The sequence below is a fragment of the Palleniella muris genome (genome assembly GCF_004792655.1).
Classification (GTDB): Bacteria; Bacteroidota; Bacteroidia; order Bacteroidales; family Bacteroidaceae; genus Prevotella; species Prevotella muris_A.
In genome coordinates, this window is record NZ_SRZC01000030.1 from 22,172 (window position 1) to 39,342 (window position 17,171).

21 protein-coding genes are annotated in these 17,171 nt (G+C 41.7%); 5 read left to right on the forward strand and 16 right to left on the reverse strand.

Annotated elements, in window-relative coordinates; genetic code table 11:
- Nucleotides 1-3: 3 nt before the first annotated feature.
- A complete protein-coding gene (locus E5358_RS13695) occupies nt 4-1,317 on the reverse strand; it encodes a glycoside hydrolase family 43 protein (protein WP_422121089.1) in 1,314 nt (437 codons plus the stop codon).
- Nucleotides 1,318-2,865: 1,548 nt separating this feature from the next.
- Here E5358_RS13695 and E5358_RS13700 point away from each other — a divergent pair.
- The 5 genes from E5358_RS13700 (at nt 2,866) to E5358_RS13720 (ending at nt 8,303) form a co-directional block, all read left to right on the forward strand.
- Nucleotides 2,866-4,032: an MFS transporter gene (locus tag E5358_RS13700; RefSeq protein ID WP_135940741.1), complete on the forward strand. Its 1,167-nt coding sequence runs from the start codon at nt 2,866-2,868 to the stop codon at nt 4,030-4,032.
- An 88-nt stretch (nt 4,033-4,120) separates the two neighbouring features.
- Nucleotides 4,121-4,333 carry a DUF4492 domain-containing protein gene (locus E5358_RS13705; protein ID WP_135940742.1) on the forward strand — a complete coding sequence of 71 codons (213 nt, stop codon included), beginning with the start codon at nt 4,121-4,123 and terminating at the stop codon, nt 4,331-4,333.
- A gap of 66 nt (nt 4,334-4,399) precedes the next feature.
- A complete protein-coding gene (locus E5358_RS13710) occupies nt 4,400-5,968 on the forward strand; it encodes a cytochrome ubiquinol oxidase subunit I (protein WP_135940743.1) in 1,569 nt (522 codons plus the stop codon).
- Nucleotides 5,965-7,107, forward strand: coding sequence for a cytochrome d ubiquinol oxidase subunit II (locus E5358_RS13715; RefSeq protein WP_135940744.1), 1,143 nt, complete (start codon nt 5,965-5,967; stop codon nt 7,105-7,107). The genes E5358_RS13710 and E5358_RS13715 overlap by 4 nt, the downstream gene beginning before the upstream one ends.
- A gap of 296 nt (nt 7,108-7,403) precedes the next feature.
- Nucleotides 7,404-8,303, forward strand: a complete 900-nt coding sequence (locus E5358_RS13720) for an IS982 family transposase (protein ID WP_135940745.1) — start codon at nt 7,404-7,406, stop codon at nt 8,301-8,303.
- 96 nt (nt 8,304-8,399) lie between these two features.
- Here E5358_RS13720 and E5358_RS13725 read toward each other — a convergent pair whose 3' ends face one another.
- The 15 genes from E5358_RS13725 to E5358_RS15145 all read right to left on the reverse strand — a co-directional run.
- Complete coding sequence (locus E5358_RS13725) at nt 8,400-8,900, reverse strand: hypothetical protein (RefSeq protein WP_135940746.1); 501 nt, start codon at nt 8,898-8,900, stop codon at nt 8,400-8,402.
- An 86-nt stretch (nt 8,901-8,986) separates the two neighbouring features.
- Entirely contained in the window at nt 8,987-9,184 is a 198-nt protein-coding gene (locus E5358_RS13730; RefSeq protein WP_135940747.1) for a hypothetical protein, read from the reverse strand.
- 60 nt (nt 9,185-9,244) lie between these two features.
- Nucleotides 9,245-9,826 (reverse strand): hypothetical protein, encoded by a 582-nt coding sequence (locus E5358_RS13735; RefSeq protein WP_135940748.1) that lies wholly within the window; start codon nt 9,824-9,826, stop codon nt 9,245-9,247.
- 83 nt (nt 9,827-9,909) lie between these two features.
- Nucleotides 9,910-10,485: a hypothetical protein gene (locus tag E5358_RS13740; protein WP_135940749.1), complete on the reverse strand. Its 576-nt coding sequence runs from the start codon at nt 10,483-10,485 to the stop codon at nt 9,910-9,912.
- Between the two features lie 94 nt (nt 10,486-10,579).
- On the reverse strand, nt 10,580-10,807 hold the full coding sequence (locus E5358_RS13745) for a hypothetical protein (RefSeq protein ID WP_135940750.1): 228 nt from the start codon (nt 10,805-10,807) through the stop codon (nt 10,580-10,582).
- Between the two features lie 79 nt (nt 10,808-10,886).
- Nucleotides 10,887-11,315 (reverse strand): hypothetical protein, encoded by a 429-nt coding sequence (locus E5358_RS13750; protein WP_135940751.1) that lies wholly within the window; start codon nt 11,313-11,315, stop codon nt 10,887-10,889.
- 271 nt (nt 11,316-11,586) lie between these two features.
- Nucleotides 11,587-12,165, reverse strand: coding sequence for a hypothetical protein (locus E5358_RS13755; RefSeq protein ID WP_135940752.1), 579 nt, complete (start codon nt 12,163-12,165; stop codon nt 11,587-11,589).
- 25 nt (nt 12,166-12,190) lie between these two features.
- Nucleotides 12,191-12,769 (reverse strand): hypothetical protein, encoded by a 579-nt coding sequence (locus E5358_RS13760; RefSeq protein ID WP_135940753.1) that lies wholly within the window; start codon nt 12,767-12,769, stop codon nt 12,191-12,193.
- 746 nt (nt 12,770-13,515) lie between these two features.
- Entirely contained in the window at nt 13,516-13,998 is a 483-nt protein-coding gene (locus E5358_RS13765) for an NTF2 fold immunity protein (protein WP_135940754.1), read from the reverse strand.
- A complete protein-coding gene (locus E5358_RS13770) occupies nt 13,995-14,477 on the reverse strand; it encodes an NTF2 fold immunity protein (protein WP_135940755.1) in 483 nt (160 codons plus the stop codon). The genes E5358_RS13765 and E5358_RS13770 overlap by 4 nt, the downstream gene beginning before the upstream one ends.
- The gene (locus tag E5358_RS13775; protein WP_135940756.1) at nt 14,467-14,931 is read right to left on the reverse strand and encodes a hypothetical protein; all 465 of its coding nucleotides are present in this window, start codon (nt 14,929-14,931) and stop codon (nt 14,467-14,469) included. Before E5358_RS13775 ends, E5358_RS13770 begins: the two co-directional genes overlap by 11 nt.
- Nucleotides 14,891-15,691 carry a DUF4329 domain-containing protein gene (locus E5358_RS13780; RefSeq protein ID WP_135940757.1) on the reverse strand — a complete coding sequence of 267 codons (801 nt, stop codon included), beginning with the start codon at nt 15,689-15,691 and terminating at the stop codon, nt 14,891-14,893. The genes E5358_RS13775 and E5358_RS13780 overlap by 41 nt, the downstream gene beginning before the upstream one ends.
- Nucleotides 15,679-16,182 carry a hypothetical protein gene (locus tag E5358_RS13785; RefSeq protein WP_135940758.1) on the reverse strand — a complete coding sequence of 168 codons (504 nt, stop codon included), beginning with the start codon at nt 16,180-16,182 and terminating at the stop codon, nt 15,679-15,681. Before E5358_RS13785 ends, E5358_RS13780 begins: the two co-directional genes overlap by 13 nt.
- A gap of 162 nt (nt 16,183-16,344) precedes the next feature.
- Nucleotides 16,345-16,845, reverse strand: a complete 501-nt coding sequence (locus E5358_RS13790) for a hypothetical protein (RefSeq protein ID WP_135940759.1) — start codon at nt 16,843-16,845, stop codon at nt 16,345-16,347.
- Between the two features lie 86 nt (nt 16,846-16,931).
- Nucleotides 16,932-17,171: hypothetical protein (locus E5358_RS15145; RefSeq protein ID WP_168354686.1), on the reverse strand; the 240-nt coding region annotated here is incomplete at its 5' end.

Here is a 17,171-nt window from a genome sequence, read left to right on the forward strand (position 1 = left end):
ATTTTATTTAAAGAACTGCCATGAATCAAAGTCCATAAGGTTGCGCTGCTGACGCTTTCCGCCTTTGAACACGAAATAAAGGTCATGCACACCCTTTGCCGAAGAACTGACATAGGCACGCAGCTCCTCCTGCTTCAGCTTGGTGCAAGGGACAATAACCTCTGCAACCTTCTCTCCGTCAACATCATCCAAGCGCACTTCGATGATTCCGCCAAACAAAGAGGCACGGACATTGACCGCCAGCTGCTTGGCACCGTCACCGAAATCCACACCGCTGACCATGATATATTCTCCGTCGTCTATGCCTGTCACCCACTGGTTCCAACGCTCATTCCTTGACCAAGGGTTCTTGGCGACAGTTTTCAAGCCAAAGCCCCAATGCATTTTCTCTGCTTCATTGAGCAGATAAGGGTCAAGCCACTCCACCTGTTCCACAGTGTTGTCCGTCCAATAAGGCACTTCCTGAATGCTTCCGTCCTGATTATAGTGCATCTCGGCAAAGCTCACACTTCGGCGTTCCTTATACTCCGGCATGTCCAGCTTAAGCAAATCGGAATTCTGTCCGAACACGTACGACTTGCCTTTGTAGTCAATTATGCCCGGATGATTGCCACGTGTGCGCTCCGTATGGTTCATGATATGCCCTTTGTATTGCCACGGACCCGTAGGTTTCTTGCTCATGGCATAGCCTATACCCTCAGGACAACATGTGGAAGCAAACGCCAGATAATAATATTTGCCACGCTTGTACATCCACGGTCCCTCCTGATAATCCTCTATTTTCGGATGCTTCACGATTTCCCCGGAATAGGAAATCATGTCCTCATTCAGCTTCACCATATAAAGATTAGGATTGCCCCAATACATGTAAGCCTGACCATCGTCATCGATGAACACCGTCGGGTCAATGTCCTCCCAATGCTCTTTCTGCCATACAAGCGGTTTGCCCAGCGGGTCTTTGAACGGTCCGTAAGGAGAGTCGGCGACAAGAACGCCTATCCCATGCCCGTGAATCGGGGCATAAAGGTAGAACTTGCCGTTGCGCTCCACCACCTGTATCGCCCAGGCACCATTGTTGCCTTTGTACCACTCAAAGTTCTCAAGCCCTGCCACGATGCCGCGATCCTGCCAGTTCTTCATGTCGGTAGTGGTGTACAGCAGCCAGTTCTTCATCAGGAATCCCTCGGCATTGTCTTCATCATGCGAGGTATAAAGGAATATTGTGTCATTGTGAAGCATAGGTGCCGGGTCGGCAGTGTACTTTGTCTGTACAACAGGCATCTGCTGCGCAGACATGCTCAATGGCAACGCAGCCATGAGCCCTGCAATTGCAGTATGCAAAAATGTTTTTGTTTTCATAAATTCTGTTTGTAAAATATGATAGTTTTTTAGGTTTTAATACGCATGCAAAATTAATATTTTTTTTCAAAATAAACTTGTCCGCATGTTTCATATTTATTATTCTATGTTACAAAAAAAAGGCATTGTTAGCTTTTTTCCCAAGAAGCGTCCCAATGCCTTTTCACAATGATTTACTAAAAATAAATCCACTAACTAACTATTATAAAACAAAACTTATTTATGAACATCAAATCATTCGTTTTCCCAACTTGTATATTGCCACCTCATGCAAGCACAAATCTCGACTCGTCCATAGGAAAGAGAAATGGCACTTGCTCTTGACCTTAATTTTATGGTAGTTCCGCATCTTTTTTTGTCCATAGGTGAAATAACGCGACAAGACCACCACAACCACAGCATCAATTAAAAGAACTGTCTTTAATACGGTTGCAAAGGTAATATTTATTTTTGAAATCCACCTACATTAATGTTTCACATACTTTGGTATATGTTACACAAAAAGGCTATTGGTAACTTTTTTCACAAAAAGTATCCCAATGCCTTTTAAAAACCAACTAAAAAAATAAATACACCTATCTACATATATAATACAAAACTTATCCTGACTTCGTCATGGCTAACACAAACCGGAGAGGCACAGCATCCCATGAATTCCATTCTTTACGTTTTTAATGTATAACATATCGGTTTTATGCGGTTGCAAAGTTAATGTTTATTTTCCAAACTCACTTGCACTCATGTTGCAGATGTTTTTGAATATGTTACACAAAAGCAAAAAAAACAATAAGCACCAGTCCATAGGCATGGATAAATCTGTCACCCAAGCCATATCATCAAGGCAGGAAAAAATGACTTGGGTTTTCTAATGTTCTATTTATCATAATAGGAACAAGCAGCCCCAAAATAGCCGTTTTTCACGGTTGGACCAACCGTTCATGGCTGTTTTTGTGTCCGAAAGAGGTGAAAAATGCCACTTTTCACACTGCATTTCGTTACCATTGACAGTGCAAATGGTTACCTTTCGCTTGGTAAAAGGTAACCTTTTGCACAAACAACCGGCAACATGAGCAGCATCAGTCCTTATAACCCACTGAACAACAACCAATTAAACAGAATGCAAAAATTTTACGATTTTCAGGACTTTTTGAAACTTTATTTTTTCTACGCGATTTATTCGGCGGCTTATGGACATGAGTTTTCTAAAAAAAAACAACATATTTGCCACAGCCGGCAAGCCATGGTAATCAATGCATGAAAACGGATGTGCACGGAGTGCGGCGTGATTTTTTTGATTCATTCTTCACACTGTTTGATTGTTAAAACGGTGTAAAGCAAAGCTGTACCATGCCTCATCCTTTCCTCCCGTTGAAACCTTGATGAATGCAAAATTTGGCATGAACAGACAAGATTGTCAACCTCCCATGCTTGTTTTTACAAAAAGAAGCATTAACTTTGCGGACAAATAAAATCTTACGGTACATACTTCAATCACAAATACATATCATGAATATACTTCACAACCAGCACAAACACATGCTTGTAGCCAACCGCACGGCTTTCATGATAATAGGAATCATTGAGGCAGCGTGGGCACCTCTTGTCCCTTATGTCAAGAATGCCTTCGCAATAGACGAGGGCACGTTAGGGCTTCTCATGCTTTGCAGCGGACTCGGCTCTATATGCGCCCTGCCGTTTGCAGGGCTTTCGGTCAGCAGGTTCGGAGCAAAGAAAGTGGTGCATGTGTCCGGATTGCTTATGGTTGCCGCACTTCTGGCAATCAGTCTGCTTGCCGACCTATGGCTTACGGGCTGCATGCTGCTTGTGTTCGGTGCGTGCACAATCACGATAGATGTCGCGGCAAATGTCAACGGCATAGCCATTGAGCGGAAAACCGGCAGGCATCTCATGTCAGGTTTCCATGGCGGATATTCCCTCGGCACACTGATTGGTGCCGGAGCAATGAGCGTCCTGTTCACCCTCGGCATTGCCCCGTTATGGTCTGTCGTGCTCTGCATGACGTTCACCATGGCAGCCATGGTGTTCGGATGCAGGGACTTGCTGCCAAGCGAAGAGCTTAAGGCGGAAGAACCGGTGGAAAAACCGAGCACGAAAAGGCTGTATGTCCCGCCTATGGTCATCGTTGTAGGACTGCTATGCTTCATCATGTATGCCTCCGAAGGTGCAGTCATGGGCTGGGCGGCAATCTTTGTCAGCGAGGAGAGAGGTGTGGACATGGCGCAGGCAGGCTTCTTCTACACCGCATTTGCCGTGATGATGACCGTGGTACGCCTGTCGGGCGACACTATCATCGATCGCCTTGGACGCAAGAATGTCGTAGCCATAGGCGCAGCATTGGTGTCCCTCGGCTTTGTCCTTGTGGTCACCGTCAACCACGTCATGGCGACAATCGTAGGCTTTGCCTTGGTCGGAATGGGAGCTGCAAACATTGTTCCGCAGCTTGTATCCTTTGCCGGTTCAATCAAAGGCATGGAGGTTTCCGCGATTATAAGTGTCGTAAATGCACTCGGATATTCAGGCATATTGCTCGGTCCGGTAGCCATAGGTTTTGTAGCCAAGCATTACGAGTTGGGCACTTCCTTTGCAGGGATTGCCGCATTCTGCATGGTTGTCGCCCTGGTTTCATGGAGAATCCTCAGACCGCAAAGATAAAACTTGTCGTAACAGCTTTTTCATGTTTTTCTTGTGAGAACCAATAATTTTGCTTATATTTGCAGACAAAACCTATATACCGAAGTACATGGAAAGCGGAAACATCATTTACAGGATATGGAGACTCTATGCTGACGGCTTCCGGCAGATGACCATTGGGAGGACATTGTGGGGGCTTGTCATCATAAAACTGATAATAATCTTTGCCATTCTGAAATGGTTCTTCTTCCCGAACTTCATCAAGGAGAACGCACCGCGTGGGCAGGAAGCGGAATTTGTGGCGGGAGAGGTGCTGAAATGACAAGCATTGCGACAGATTTGCGATGTGCCGAAAAGAGCAAGAAACAAATAAAACATACCTGATTTTATGACAGACACATTGATTAACTTTGACATCGCCGCGGTAGATTGGGCAAGGGCGCAGTTTGCACTCACAGCAATCTACCATTGGCTCTTTGTACCGCTGACCCTCGGACTGGCAGTCATCATGGGCATAGCGGAGACACTCTATTATGTCAAGAAAGACGAGTTTTGGAAGGAGACGGCGAAGTTCTGGCAGCGACTCTTCGGCGTGAACTTTGCCATCGGTGTGGCGACGGGCATAATCCTTGAGTTCCAGTTTGGCACAAACTGGAGCAACTACTCATGGTTTGTGGGCGACATCTTCGGTGCTCCGCTTGCCATTGAGGGCATTGTGGCGTTCTTCATGGAGAGCACTTTCGTTGCCGTGATGTTCTTCGGCTGGACAAAAGTCAGCCGAGGATTCCACCTTGCCTCGACATGGCTCACGGGTCTCGGCGCGACAATCTCCGCATGGTGGATTCTTGTGGCAAACGCATGGATGCAGTACCCTACGGGATGCGAGTTCAATCCTGACACGATGCGCAACGAGATGACCTCTTTCCTGAGCGTGGCACTGTCGCCTGTCGGTGTGGACAAGTTCCTGCACACCGTCACTTCGGCATGGATTATCGGTGCGCTGTTCGTGACTGCGGTCAGCGGATGGTACTTGCTGAAGAAGCGTCATGAGCGTCTCGCCGTCGAAAGCATCAAGATTTCTTCCGCCGTGGGACTTGTTGCGACATTGCTTGCTGTCCATACGGGCGACACATCGGCATATATGGTTTCGAAGGTGCAGCCTATGAAGCTCGCTGCCATGGAGGCTCTCTATGACGGAGGGACGGCACAACCGCTCACTGTAATGGCTCTCGTCAACCCGTTCTCACAGCCTGATTATGCGAAAGGTGAAGAGCCAAAGATGAAAATCGCCGTACCGAAAATGCTGTCACTGCTTGCCACACGTGACATGAACGGCTATGTGCCGGGAGTCAACGATATCCTCAACGGCGGATACACCATGCCTGACGGCACAACAGCGTTAAGCGCGGAGGAGAAAATGGAGCGTGGAAGGAAGGCTATCGGTGACCTTAAGGAATACAGGACGCTCATGGCAAAAGACGCAAATGCGGCAAACAGTCCAAAAGCGGAAGAGCTCCGCAAGTCTCTGAAAGAGAACATGCCGTACTTCGGTTACGGCTTTGTGAAGGAGCGTTCACAGCTTGTGCCATTCATCCCAGTATGCTTCTACGCGTTCCGTGCGATGGTAGGGCTCGGCACATTGTTCATTGCGTTCTTCGCAATCATCATGTTCCTTGCCTACAAGAAGGACTTGAAGAAGTTCCGCTGGCTGCTTTGGACAGCTGTCGGGCTGCTTCCGCTCGGCTACATAGCAAGCGAGGCGGGCTGGATAGTCGCCGAAATGGGCAGACAGCCGTGGACCATTCAGGACATGCTGCCTACATGGGCAGGTGTCAGTGCAGTGGGAAGCGGCAGCGTTATGCTGACATTCTTCATCTTCCTCGCACTCTTCACTACCCTTTTGGCTGTGGAAATAAACATCATGCTGAAACAAATAAAGAAAGGACCTGAACTATGACATACGCTTTTCTGCAACACTATTGGTGGTTTCTCGTATCACTCCTCGGTGCGCTCCTTGTATTCCTGATGTTCGTGCAGGGAGCTAATGCGTTGCTCTTCTCCCTCGGCCGCAACGAAAAGGAAAGGGCGTTGCTCGTCAACTCCACTGGACGAAAATGGGAATTCACGTTCACTACACTTGTCACCTTTGGCGGAGCGTTCTTCGCATCGTTCCCGCTGTTCTACAGCACAAGTTTCGGCGGTGCCTACTGGCTATGGATGATTATCCTTTTCTCATTCGTTGTGCAGGCGGTGAGCTATGAGTTTCAGAACAAGCTCGGCAACTTTCTTGGTGCAAGGACATTCCAGATATGCCTTGTTATTAACGGCATTGTCGGCCCTTTGCTCCTCGGCGGTGCAGTGGCGACATTCTTCAACGGCTCTAATTTCATTGTGGAGAAGAACAACATCATCAGCGAGTTCTCGCCTGTAATCAGTTCTTGGGCGAATGCAAGCCACGGACTTGATGCGCTGCTTGACATCTGGAATCTCGTGCTCGGCGGTGCCGTGGCTTTACTGGCACAATGCCTTGGCATATTATACATTATGAACAATATAGCCGACGAAAACATACGATGCCGCGCAAGTGTAAGGCTTGTCGGCACTTCCGCATTGTTTGTTGTGCTGTTTGTAGCCTTTCTCGTCCATTTATTGCTTAAAGACGGATATGCCGTAAATGCGGAAAGCGGCATAATCTTCATGGAACCGCTGAAATATCTGCACAACCTCATGGACATGTGGTATCTTGCAGCATTGCTCTTTGTCGGCGTGGCGCTTGTACTTTATGGCATAGGACGCACAATTGCCAGCAAGACATACATCTACGGTATATGGCCCGCCGGCATTGGCACTGTACTCACAGTACTCGCATTAATGCTTGTTGCAGGCTGGAACGATACGGCGTACTATCCTTCCAATGCTGACTTGCAGAGCTCTTTGACCATAACGAACAGCTGCAGCAGTGAGTTCACGCTACGGACAATGGCGATTGTAAGCCTGCTTGTCCCGTTTGTCCTGGCATATATCATATACGCATGGCGCAAGATTGACAGCAAAGAGATAACACATGAAGAGATTGAGACTGAGGAAGCATATTGATTTCTCTAACAAGTAACTGTCCATAATGAGTGTGGGAGTTACTTGTTTTTTTTATTCCACAAGATTTCGTCCGGATAGTGGCGAATGACAGTTCCGAAATTCGGGAGTACAGGAGAATACATTTGTGCAATCCTTTGCGCAGAAATAATGCGAAAATAATGCGCATAATGTTTGTTTTTGAATAAAAAAAAACGTGAGTTCGATGTAAGAAAGTAGCTCAAAAAGTTGTAGGAGTGGAATATTCTTTGTACCTTTATAAATGAAACTCAAAAAGTTACAATTAACATCCACTCCCAATGACAACTGCAAATTTAATAGAAATTTTCTGTATTCTCGACGAATTCTGCAAATATTTTGCTCCTGAGCTGAAAAAACACACATTAGTTGCCCCTGACAAGCGTCACCGCAACCGTCCAAGCCGTATGTCCGACAGTGGGATGATGACCATCCTCGTGCTGTTCCACACCCATCGTTTCCGGGACCTCAAGTCGTTCTACATAGGCTATGTGTGCCAGCACATGCACAGGGAGTTTCCACATACCCTCTCGTATAACCGCTTCGTGGAGCGTCAGGCACAGGTGGGGCTTCATCTGCTGCTGTTCCTTCAGACCTGTGCCCTTGGCAAGTGTACGGGCATCTCCATCATCGACTCCACGCCGCTTGTGTCGTGTCATATCAAGCGTATGCACATGCACAGGACGATGAAAGGCTGGGCAGCCAAGGGCAAGTGTACGATGGGATGGTTCTATGGATTCAAGTTGCATCTGGTCATCAACGACAGAGGCGAGATTATACAGTGGCTGCTTACGCCGGGCAACGTGGACGACCGGGCACCACTAAAAGACAAGCACTTCACGGAAAGGCTTTTCGGAAAGCTCTTTGCAGACAGGGGATATATCAGCCAAAGCCTCTTTGAGAGCCTGTTCGTGGACGACATACACCTGGTCACGAAAATCAAGAAGAACATGAAGAACTCGCTGATGAACCTGCATGACAAGCTGATGCTCAGGAAGAGGGCTGTCATTGAAACCGTCAACGATGAATTGAAGAATGTGTGTCAGATTGAGCATACAAGGCATCGCTCCATTGACAACTTTGCTACCAATCTTCTTGCGGGAATTATTGCATACAACCTGCTGCCTAAGAACCCGTCTATGAACATTGAAATCATTGACAAAAGCAGACTTATTGCATAAGGCTTAGGTCGAACTCAGGTTAAAAAATATTGCAACTCACAATAGTTTAAAGAACTTCGAAGTGTACATGACTACATCTGTTATATTTCATGGAGATTAATAATTAAATTTTCGTTTATACATTGTACCGTCTTTGAAAGAGTATTGTATAAGCCCATATTCTTTGCTCCACACAAAAGACAGAACAGGATTCGTCTGTTTATTATGTTTACCTAATCTCGAATTGTTTTCATTGATTATTACACAGTCTGCTACAGTTTCTACATGTGACACACAAAAAGAATAATCTTGAGATTTCAGATTGTAAGCAAAACGATGATCAAAATGTGCAGAGAACCATAATGATTCTCCATTATTTCGTTTTTCAATTCCCAACCATCCATCAAAATAATCTTGGTTATGGCGAACGATATACTTAATATCCGCCCCGGCAAGATAGTCCGTCATAGAATTTGGATATGTGTTTATAGGATTTATCGAATTGTATATATCAATACTTGTGATAACAACGGTATCCTGTTCTCCTTCGTCTGATTCAAATATCATTGCCTCCCCAACTTTTCTGTTCGTTGCCCATTGCAAATCATCTTCAGTCATGTGAGTTATCTTATGGAATACACATGACATATAAAAAACTACTATTATTGGGACATATTTAAGATATTTACAAAAAGGTCTCATGTTTATTGCAATTTTGTTTTTAAGAAATTATCAATGCCATGATTCGGACCGAATCCAGTTGGCACGCCGATTGTTATTACTGGTAAGATTAACCCAACTTTCTCCTGAGCGTTATTAAGAATATCTCCACCTACTCGGAAATCTCCTAAACCAATTTTAGAGCCAATAGTCCGGTAATTTTTAACTTTAGGTTTATACATGAGTTCCTCATTTCGGATTGTTGCTTTACTGACCACCGCAGATTAATATTGTTGACCAAATCAATTAATATTTTCATTACTTTCTGGAGTCGGAACCAGAAAAACTTTTCTTGTGCTCCCTATCTTTACGGTCCTGAGTTCACCAATCATATCACGATAATTTGAAGGTGTTCCGAATTTTTGTATTGTCGGCAAGCGCTTCAGATCGTCCGGCATAAAATAATTATAGTACTTGGACAACGTCATTATTTCATGAAGAGTTTCCTGGGAGATGTCTACCATATATCCGCCTTTATCTATTGCCTCCGAGAACTCACTGAAACACACGGCTAATGTATCACATTTCATAAAAATACGGGCTGCCCAAATATCTTTTTTCATAACTCTACGAGCTGACAGCCTTGCTTTTAATGCATAGAATTGGCTGCGAGGAATTTCTACGGTATCTGTCGGCCTTCTATTGCCGGCAGTCTCTCTCATATAGTCATAAGTGACATAATAGGAAAAAGTTGCCCTATTTTTGTAATATGTAACAACAATGGAGTCGCTATATTTCTTTTTGTTTCCTATCATGCCGCCACATGAAATCAGTGTCATGCACAATAATAAAAAAGCACAGGAATTAATTGTGTTTAGTTTCATTTTTATAACTTTTTATTGATGCTGGAACAACAGTGCCGTATATCTTACTATAATGGCTGGAAATTTGCAATAGTTACTTATAACTATGGCCTTTCATCATTCTCTGGAACCGGAACCAGAAAAACTTTTCTTAGAGGCATCAACTTAAACCCCATATATGGAGTAAAATGATACTCAGAAGGTATGCCGAACTTTTGTATTGTCGCCATATATTCCAAGTCTTCCGGTAAAAAATAATTATAGTACCGGGACAATGTCAGTATTTCATGAAGAACATCCATAGATATGTTCACAACACATTCGTCCTTATTAACAACCACCGCATCGTCATTGAAGCACACTGACAATGTATCCCATTTCATAGAAATAGGAAAATACGTGACATAGTCTTTCCTCTCTCCTATGTCCGTCAATTTACTTTTTAATGCATAGAACTTACGTGAGGACATTTCTATGGTATCCGTTGGTTCCTTACGACTGGCAATTCTGCTCATACGTTCATAATCAAGATTGCAATCATCACAAAGAGTAAGCCCTTGGTGATATGTCACCACAATGGAATCACTATACTCCTTTTTACTTTCAGTCATACCGTTACATGAAACCAGTGTCATACATAATAATGTAAACACAAAAAAACGATTGGTCTTTTTTCTCATTTTATTAACTTTTTAGTTGATGTCGGATCCGTTGTGTCGTATGTCTTGCCATAATGGCTGTAGCGTACGGATTCCTTGTTTAGCCGTGCGGTCTTTACCTCTGAGCCATTGATGACGCGTCGCTCTTCCTCATTATCATAATCTGCAATAACTTTGCCCTTACGGGCACGATGAGTTGATAGTTCCTTCCAATGATTAACGGCATGGTCAAACTCATGCTCAAAGCGGGTTGCAGATGATGGTCACTGAGGCAGAAATGGTAGACTGGTTTCTTATTTGTGAAAGTGACATGTCCGCCGTTATATTGTCTGTTTCTTGTCATTATATGTCTTCTTTCTTTTGACTTCAGACTTTCGCCATATTTCCGCCTATTCTTGTGCGTGGAAAATCTGCCAGACTATTCAATCCGTTTTCACTTTGAACAGAACTTTTACATATCGTTTGCGTTTCAAATGCTTTGGAAAAGATTGTTTATTATCTAAATTCATATTATCATACAAATATTTATAATCTTTCGGCATTCCATATTTCTTGATATAATTATCATATTCCAAGTAATCCTGTGGTATGTGATTATAATATCCTGATTTACATTTTATCTGATATACTATCCATGCATCATAGTCCGTCATATTATTTCCATTCATATCGCAAAGACAGTCTAAATCTCCAACACACAATTCCAAGGAACCGTGTTGAATGTACATTCTTGAATCACATCCCGTTTTAGAAGTTCGAGGAGAGTTCATAAGTTCAACAATCCGTTCAAAGTCATTCTTTGTTATGTAAATTAAAGTGTCGTTTTGTATTTTCCCATGATGCTTTTTCATATCCTCACAACTTATTGCGGTCGATGTTTCTATACATCCTGTTAAGTATGATACGGCTATGACATCATTCATGTTTGTACATGAACTGACAAATAAAATCATCAGTATACTCGTGATACATTTCATTGTTTCTATCGTTTTGGTTTTACTGAAATTGGACTTATGGTATCATATACTTTCCCATCATAATCTTCTCTGACAGCCTCTCCGGCACCCTTTGCTGTCTTGCAACATTTGTGATTGGTCAGACAAACAGTGGCAACCTGTAAATTCAATATGGCATGAGATAATTATTACCCTGCCAGAATGTTTCCGGGAGTTTATGTACGACAACGTTTTCGTCTACAGTAAACTTTATATTACCAATCTTCTTTTCACAATAAACGGAATCTGATTTTGTTTTGATATACTCAAATTCCATATTTGCAATGGTTTTCTTTATATCATATAAATGTCGGGCTGGCATATCATGTATTTTTAGCATTATGACGCATCTTTCCTTACCTCGCAACATAAGAGGGTGAGGATTCTGTTTATGTATGTTCAAATTATACCCACTCAAAGATACTGAAATATATGATTTACATATAGTATCTGTAAAAACAGAATCTATATAAACTTTGTTCATTGGGAGGCAAACAGTCTCCTCGTTAGGATTTGTCAGTGTCAATTCTAAATACATTTGCCCTGTTTTATCATCCTTAATGTTTGTGGTATCTTCAAGTCGGGTATAGCTTAACTTTGTCAATGATGCGTTTACAGGCAAAACTTCGGAATTATGATCTTTCCTGAATTGCAAATCACATCCTACAAAAGATATTACGATGAATGTGTATAATATTTTTTTCATCTTATTTTCATTTTTGTGAACGTTTCTATCTGTACATCACAACACTATCAAAAGTGTCAGGACTTCTGTATGTGATTTCTAAAATGTTGTCTATATAAAATTTCATACAGCCCAGTCTCTCTTTGAAATATATACTGTCCGATACGTCTTTTATATACCTGAAATCAAGGGAGGAAACAGCCTTACTTATATCTTTAAAATCTCTATATCCGGTTTCACTTATATCCTGTATTTTCACTGTTATAGAACATTGTTCTCTGCCTCTGAGAACAAGTTCGTTAGAATAAAGCTTTTCTGAATCCAATTTATATTTGTTTCGATATACTTCTATATGCGATTTATATAAAGTATCAATGTCAGCCCTGTATATGGGAAGAGCTACAGGACTGTCATTCGGATTTGTCAATATAAACTTCAGAAACACTTTTCCCATCTTATCTATTCCTGACTTTTTATTCAAAGTTGAATCTTCAAACCAAGTACAATCCACTCTTGACAGCAACGCTATTACAGGAAAAGCCACGTCATCATCTCTGTCCTTCTTTGATGTCTGGCTACACCCATAAAAAGTAATGATAATAACGATAAAAATTATATTTTTCATTTTCTTTTTAGTTTATTTTTTAGTGACGTATATATTTTTATTGTTATGTTCTATAAGACCTATATACATTCTTCTATAATATGGATTTAACTGTATGAGGCTCACTGATGGAAACCACTTATAATATATACAACAAGTGCAATAAATATGAAGTGTATTCTTCATGACACTATTTTTTACGGTTCATCATTCAAAGCATATCTCATTAAAAAATAAGTCAAAAGAATAACGTATGCAATCAATATCACTTCAAAGAAGTTTAGGCATTCATATTTGACTATATTTTTATTAAGGGCAATTAAACCATAATATAGGGTTCCATAGCAATAGCTCTCAAACACAAAATTTCTATAATTACAAAAACAGTCCGTGCATATTTTGAATCTATGTAACATTAAGACAAACAGAGTGTTAGGAATAGCATGTACTATCAAGATAAATAATATTCCCACTATTTCATATATGCCATAAGAAGCAAATGTCCATTCATATAGTTTGTATAAACAGACAGCTGTCAGTGAATATAAAATTCCCTTTAACAGTCTGCTAACGGCAAGTTTATGTATAAAAACAAAAAGTATGGATGTCATTATACATATCAGGCATTTCAGACTTTCCATATCACCATAAGATATTATGAATATCGAATAGGATGCCACGATACATGACAACATAGCCAGGCCAATATTCAGCAGAATTCTTCTTGTCATAACTATCATTTCTTATTCATGATTGTCTCTCTGTCTTCATTTATCATTCCTTAAAGACTGAGAATTCCCTATTTTTCCGTCAAATATACGGAGAATCTGCCCGTCTTTCTTGTTTATCTCAGCAATAAGTGTCCGCTTACTATACGGGACGCGCGCTTCAACAATCCAATAGCGGTCTTTTATCAGCGTTACTGACGTAACATTGTAGTTGTAATAATCATATCCTTTCATGGCATAAAACACTGCCTCTGCTATCTGTGCCGCAGTACCGCTTGTGGTGACGGCTGTGCTTACCGGCTTCGCACCAGGATTCTCATAAGGGACCGTACTTACCTGATTCTCAAACTTTACGGAATCAAAACGTTCAAGGTCGGAATGCCTTACAAAGACAATCCACTCGCGCCGGCTGTCGATTTTGTCATTAGCGAGCTCCAATCCATGCAACAAGCATGTGTCCATGCATATCAGGATGCAGCCGATGATTATTAAACCTATAAACAATATATCTGCATTCTTCATTTCTCAAAAAAGTTTCTAAGAATCTTACCGTCTGACTTGCGTATCTCTATTGTCAGTACTCTGAAGCCACATCTCGCCCTGACCAGCCAGTACTCGTCTTTTATCAACGCTACCGTCTTTATTGCATACCTGTAGTATTCATATCCGTATCGGGCATGCCATACGGCCTCGGCTATAATACAGGCCGTGGCGGCTGTAGGCACTGCGCCGTCTTTCAAATGTATACCTTTATTGCGGATCGGCATGATTACGGGATGCCTGGTCGCAGGTATTGTCTCGTAACTTTCAAAATCCTTATGTTTTTGTATTGTCATTCTGTATTCTACCTTTGTCACATAAGGTACTTCCTCCATCATGTCCCGGACAAAGCTGATGCTCCATATTTTGGCAACAATAATCAGGAGCAGCAACAGGTATGCTATTCCCAAGCATACGTACATACACACATTCTTCATTTCTGTAGTCTTTTTAGTTTTCAATACTTCTTAAAACTGTTCCGTCCATTTTGTCTATCTCCATATAAAGAGACCGGTGGCCGGAACTTTCCGCCGTAACTATCCAGTGTTGATTTTCAGACAAGGTGGAGGAGGTTATTCTGTATTGACTGTAATCCGCACCCTTCATTGAGAGCCACACCGCCTCTGCTATCTGCGCCGCAGTACCACTTGTCGCTACCCATCCGCTGTCTGTCCGAAGTGCCCTGTCGTCTTTGGAATATACCCAAGGCTCCTCGGATGATTTGATACTGTCATACGCTGTCAGATCCGTTTTTACACTATAGAACATGTCGTCGTAGTCACCGTAATCGAACCCGGCAACGGGGTCATATATTATATCCAAACTGTTGACAGAGACCTCAAGCTCCTTATACAACAAAATGACAAGTATCACATCAATAATTATTACGTAAAATAAGTTTCTTGCTTTTTTCATCTAACATGTTCTCCGCATTTAGTTTATACATCAATCGTTCCTTGAAAGGATGCTTTTCATAATCTCTATCTATCTTTTCTGTTGTATATCCATTATTCCGGGGATCAGACGCATCACTTGGAAGTGTAATATGCTTAAATGTTATGTGCTCATACGTTCCGTCAGATTTTCTATGGTATTTTTTCATTGTTCCGTCCGGGGAACACAGGTAACCGGATATATTCACGGCTTTACAAGCCTGTATATCATCTTTTGAGAATCGGTTATTGTAATGTTCCTCACTGTAGGAGGCATGGGTATGGACTATGGCGTAAGCTTTCGAGCCTTTTGGGATTTTTGTATTTGGGCGCACAGAATCTTTAGTGCCGGAATTGGGCTCATTATAGGAATACCATGTTCTCCCGCTGTCATCCGTATAACTGTAAATGAGGCTACCTTTTTCAACGCGGTCTTTTATAGACTTATAATTATAAATCATTCCGAAATTGAAGGCTGCCGCATCAGGTGTGAAGAACTTGTCTCCCGGATGCAGACCTTTAATGTCAACCCACCTTACAGCGTTATTCAAACAATATGCAAACGGCGTGACACCGGAATATTCTTCTGCCATAGGGTCTATGACATGCCACCGCGCCAGGACGGGGTCATACCACCGGGCGCCGTAGTCGTACCAGTCAAGGGCGAGGAGACGGTCAAGTTCCTTGCCGGTATACTTTAGACATAATATTCTGACCATATCATCTATGATTACTTGTCCCACTTCCTCTCATACCTTGTCCCATCCTTGAAAGAGTATTGTACAAGCCCCTGTTTCTTACTCCATATGAAAGATTGAATTGGATTTGTCTGTATGTTGTCAATATCTAATTTGGAGTTTTTTTCATCAAAATACACGCAATCTGCCAACAATCCGAGTTGCGTATCTAATGAAGATACTGAAAATGGCATAGTATCAAAGGTGTAACGGCTATCCAGGTTTGAAGAAATCCATATAGGTTCTCCGTTATCATGCTTTTCAATTCTCAATGCTCCCATCAACGAATCCGTATCATGAAAAACTACATATTCTATATTTGCATGGGCAATATATTTGTTATCACCAACACCTGGATTTAAATTTATTGGATTCAACAAATTATCTATTTCAATATTCGTGACAACAACAATGTCCACATCTCCTTTGTTTGATTCAAATGTCATTGTCTCACCAACATATCTATGTGTGATCCATTCTAAATCACCGTCATTCATGTGAGTTATCTTTGTGTATACACATGTCATACAAAAAAGCAGAATTATAGGGACATATTTAATCAAAGTCCAAAAGTATTTCATCTTTTATGGCTGTTTTATTCTTTTCCTGAGAAATCACCTGAAGCATACATGACATACAGATGTTATATTTCATGGAGATTAATAATTAAATTTCCGTTTATACATTGTACCGTCTTTGAAAGAGTATTGTATAAGCCCATATTCTTTGCTCCACACAAAAGACAGAACAGGATTCGTCTGTTTATTATGTTTACCTAATCTCGAATTGTTTTCATTGACTATTACACAGTCTGCTACAGTTTCTACATGTGACACACAAAAAGAATAATCTTGAGATTTCAGATTGTAAGCAAAACGATGATCAAAATGTGCAGAGAACCATAATGATTCTCCATTATTTCGTTTTTCAATTCCCAACCATCCATCAAAATAATCTTGGTTATGGCGAACGATATACTTAATATCCGCCCCGGCAAGATAGTCCGTCATAGAATTTGGATATGTGTTTATAGGATTTATGGAATTGTATATATCAATACTTGTGATAACAACGGTATCCTGTTCTCCTTCGTCTGATTCAAATATCATTGTCTCCCCAACTTTTCTGTTCGTTGCCCATTTCAAATCATCTTCAGTCATGTGAGTTATCTTATGGAATACACATGACATATAAAAAACTACTATTATTGGGACATATTTAAGATATTTACAAAAAGGTCTCATGTTTATTGCAATTTTGTTTTTAAGAAATTATCAATGCCATGATTCGGACCGAATCCAGTTGGCACGCCGATTGTTATTCCTGGTAAGATTAACCCAACTTTCTCCTGAGCGTTATTAAGAATATCTCCACCTACTCGGAAATCTCCTAAACCAATTTTAGAGCCAATAGTCCGGTAATTTTTAACTTTAGGTTTATACATGAGTTCCTCATTTCGGATTGTTGCTTTACTGACCACCGCAGA

Coding starts and splice junctions, on each gene's coding strand:
- E5358_RS13765 (WP_135940754.1), bottom strand. CDS start 13,998: ATGAAGAATGCAGATATATTGTTTATAGGTTTAATAATCATCGGCTGC.
- E5358_RS13700 (WP_135940741.1), top strand. CDS start 2,866: ATGAATATACTTCACAACCAGCACAAACACATGCTTGTAGCCAACCGC.
- E5358_RS13755 (WP_135940752.1), bottom strand. CDS start 12,165: ATGAAAAAAATATTATACACATTCATCGTAATATCTTTTGTAGGATGT.
- E5358_RS13775 (WP_135940756.1), bottom strand. CDS start 14,931: ATGAAAAAAGCAAGAAACTTATTTTACGTAATAATTATTGATGTGATA.
- E5358_RS13730 (WP_135940747.1), bottom strand. CDS start 9,184: ATGTATAAACCTAAAGTTAAAAATTACCGGACTATTGGCTCTAAAATT.
- E5358_RS13790 (WP_135940759.1), bottom strand. CDS start 16,845: ATGACTGAAGATGATTTGAAATGGGCAACGAACAGAAAAGTTGGGGAG.
- E5358_RS13750 (WP_135940751.1), bottom strand. CDS start 11,315: ATGAAAAAGCATCATGGGAAAATACAAAACGACACTTTAATTTACATA.
- E5358_RS13785 (WP_135940758.1), bottom strand. CDS start 16,182: ATGAATGACGGTGATTTAGAATGGATCACACATAGATATGTTGGTGAG.
- E5358_RS13695 (WP_422121089.1), bottom strand. CDS start 1,317: ATGGCTGCGTTGCCATTGAGCATGTCTGCGCAGCAGATGCCTGTTGTA.
- E5358_RS13725 (WP_135940746.1), bottom strand. CDS start 8,900: ATGACTGAAGATGATTTGCAATGGGCAACGAACAGAAAAGTTGGGGAG.
- E5358_RS13735 (WP_135940748.1), bottom strand. CDS start 9,826: ATGAAACTAAACACAATTAATTCCTGTGCTTTTTTATTATTGTGCATG.
- E5358_RS13715 (WP_135940744.1), top strand. CDS start 5,965: ATGACATACGCTTTTCTGCAACACTATTGGTGGTTTCTCGTATCACTC.
- E5358_RS13720 (WP_135940745.1), top strand. CDS start 7,404: ATGACAACTGCAAATTTAATAGAAATTTTCTGTATTCTCGACGAATTC.
- E5358_RS13760 (WP_135940753.1), bottom strand. CDS start 12,769: ATGAAAAATATAATTTTTATCGTTATTATCATTACTTTTTATGGGTGT.
- E5358_RS13705 (WP_135940742.1), top strand. CDS start 4,121: ATGGAAAGCGGAAACATCATTTACAGGATATGGAGACTCTATGCTGAC.
- E5358_RS13740 (WP_135940749.1), bottom strand. CDS start 10,485: ATGAGAAAAAAGACCAATCGTTTTTTTGTGTTTACATTATTATGTATG.
- E5358_RS13710 (WP_135940743.1), top strand. CDS start 4,400: ATGACAGACACATTGATTAACTTTGACATCGCCGCGGTAGATTGGGCA.
- E5358_RS13745 (WP_135940750.1), bottom strand. CDS start 10,807: ATGACAAGAAACAGACAATATAACGGCGGACATGTCACTTTCACAAAT.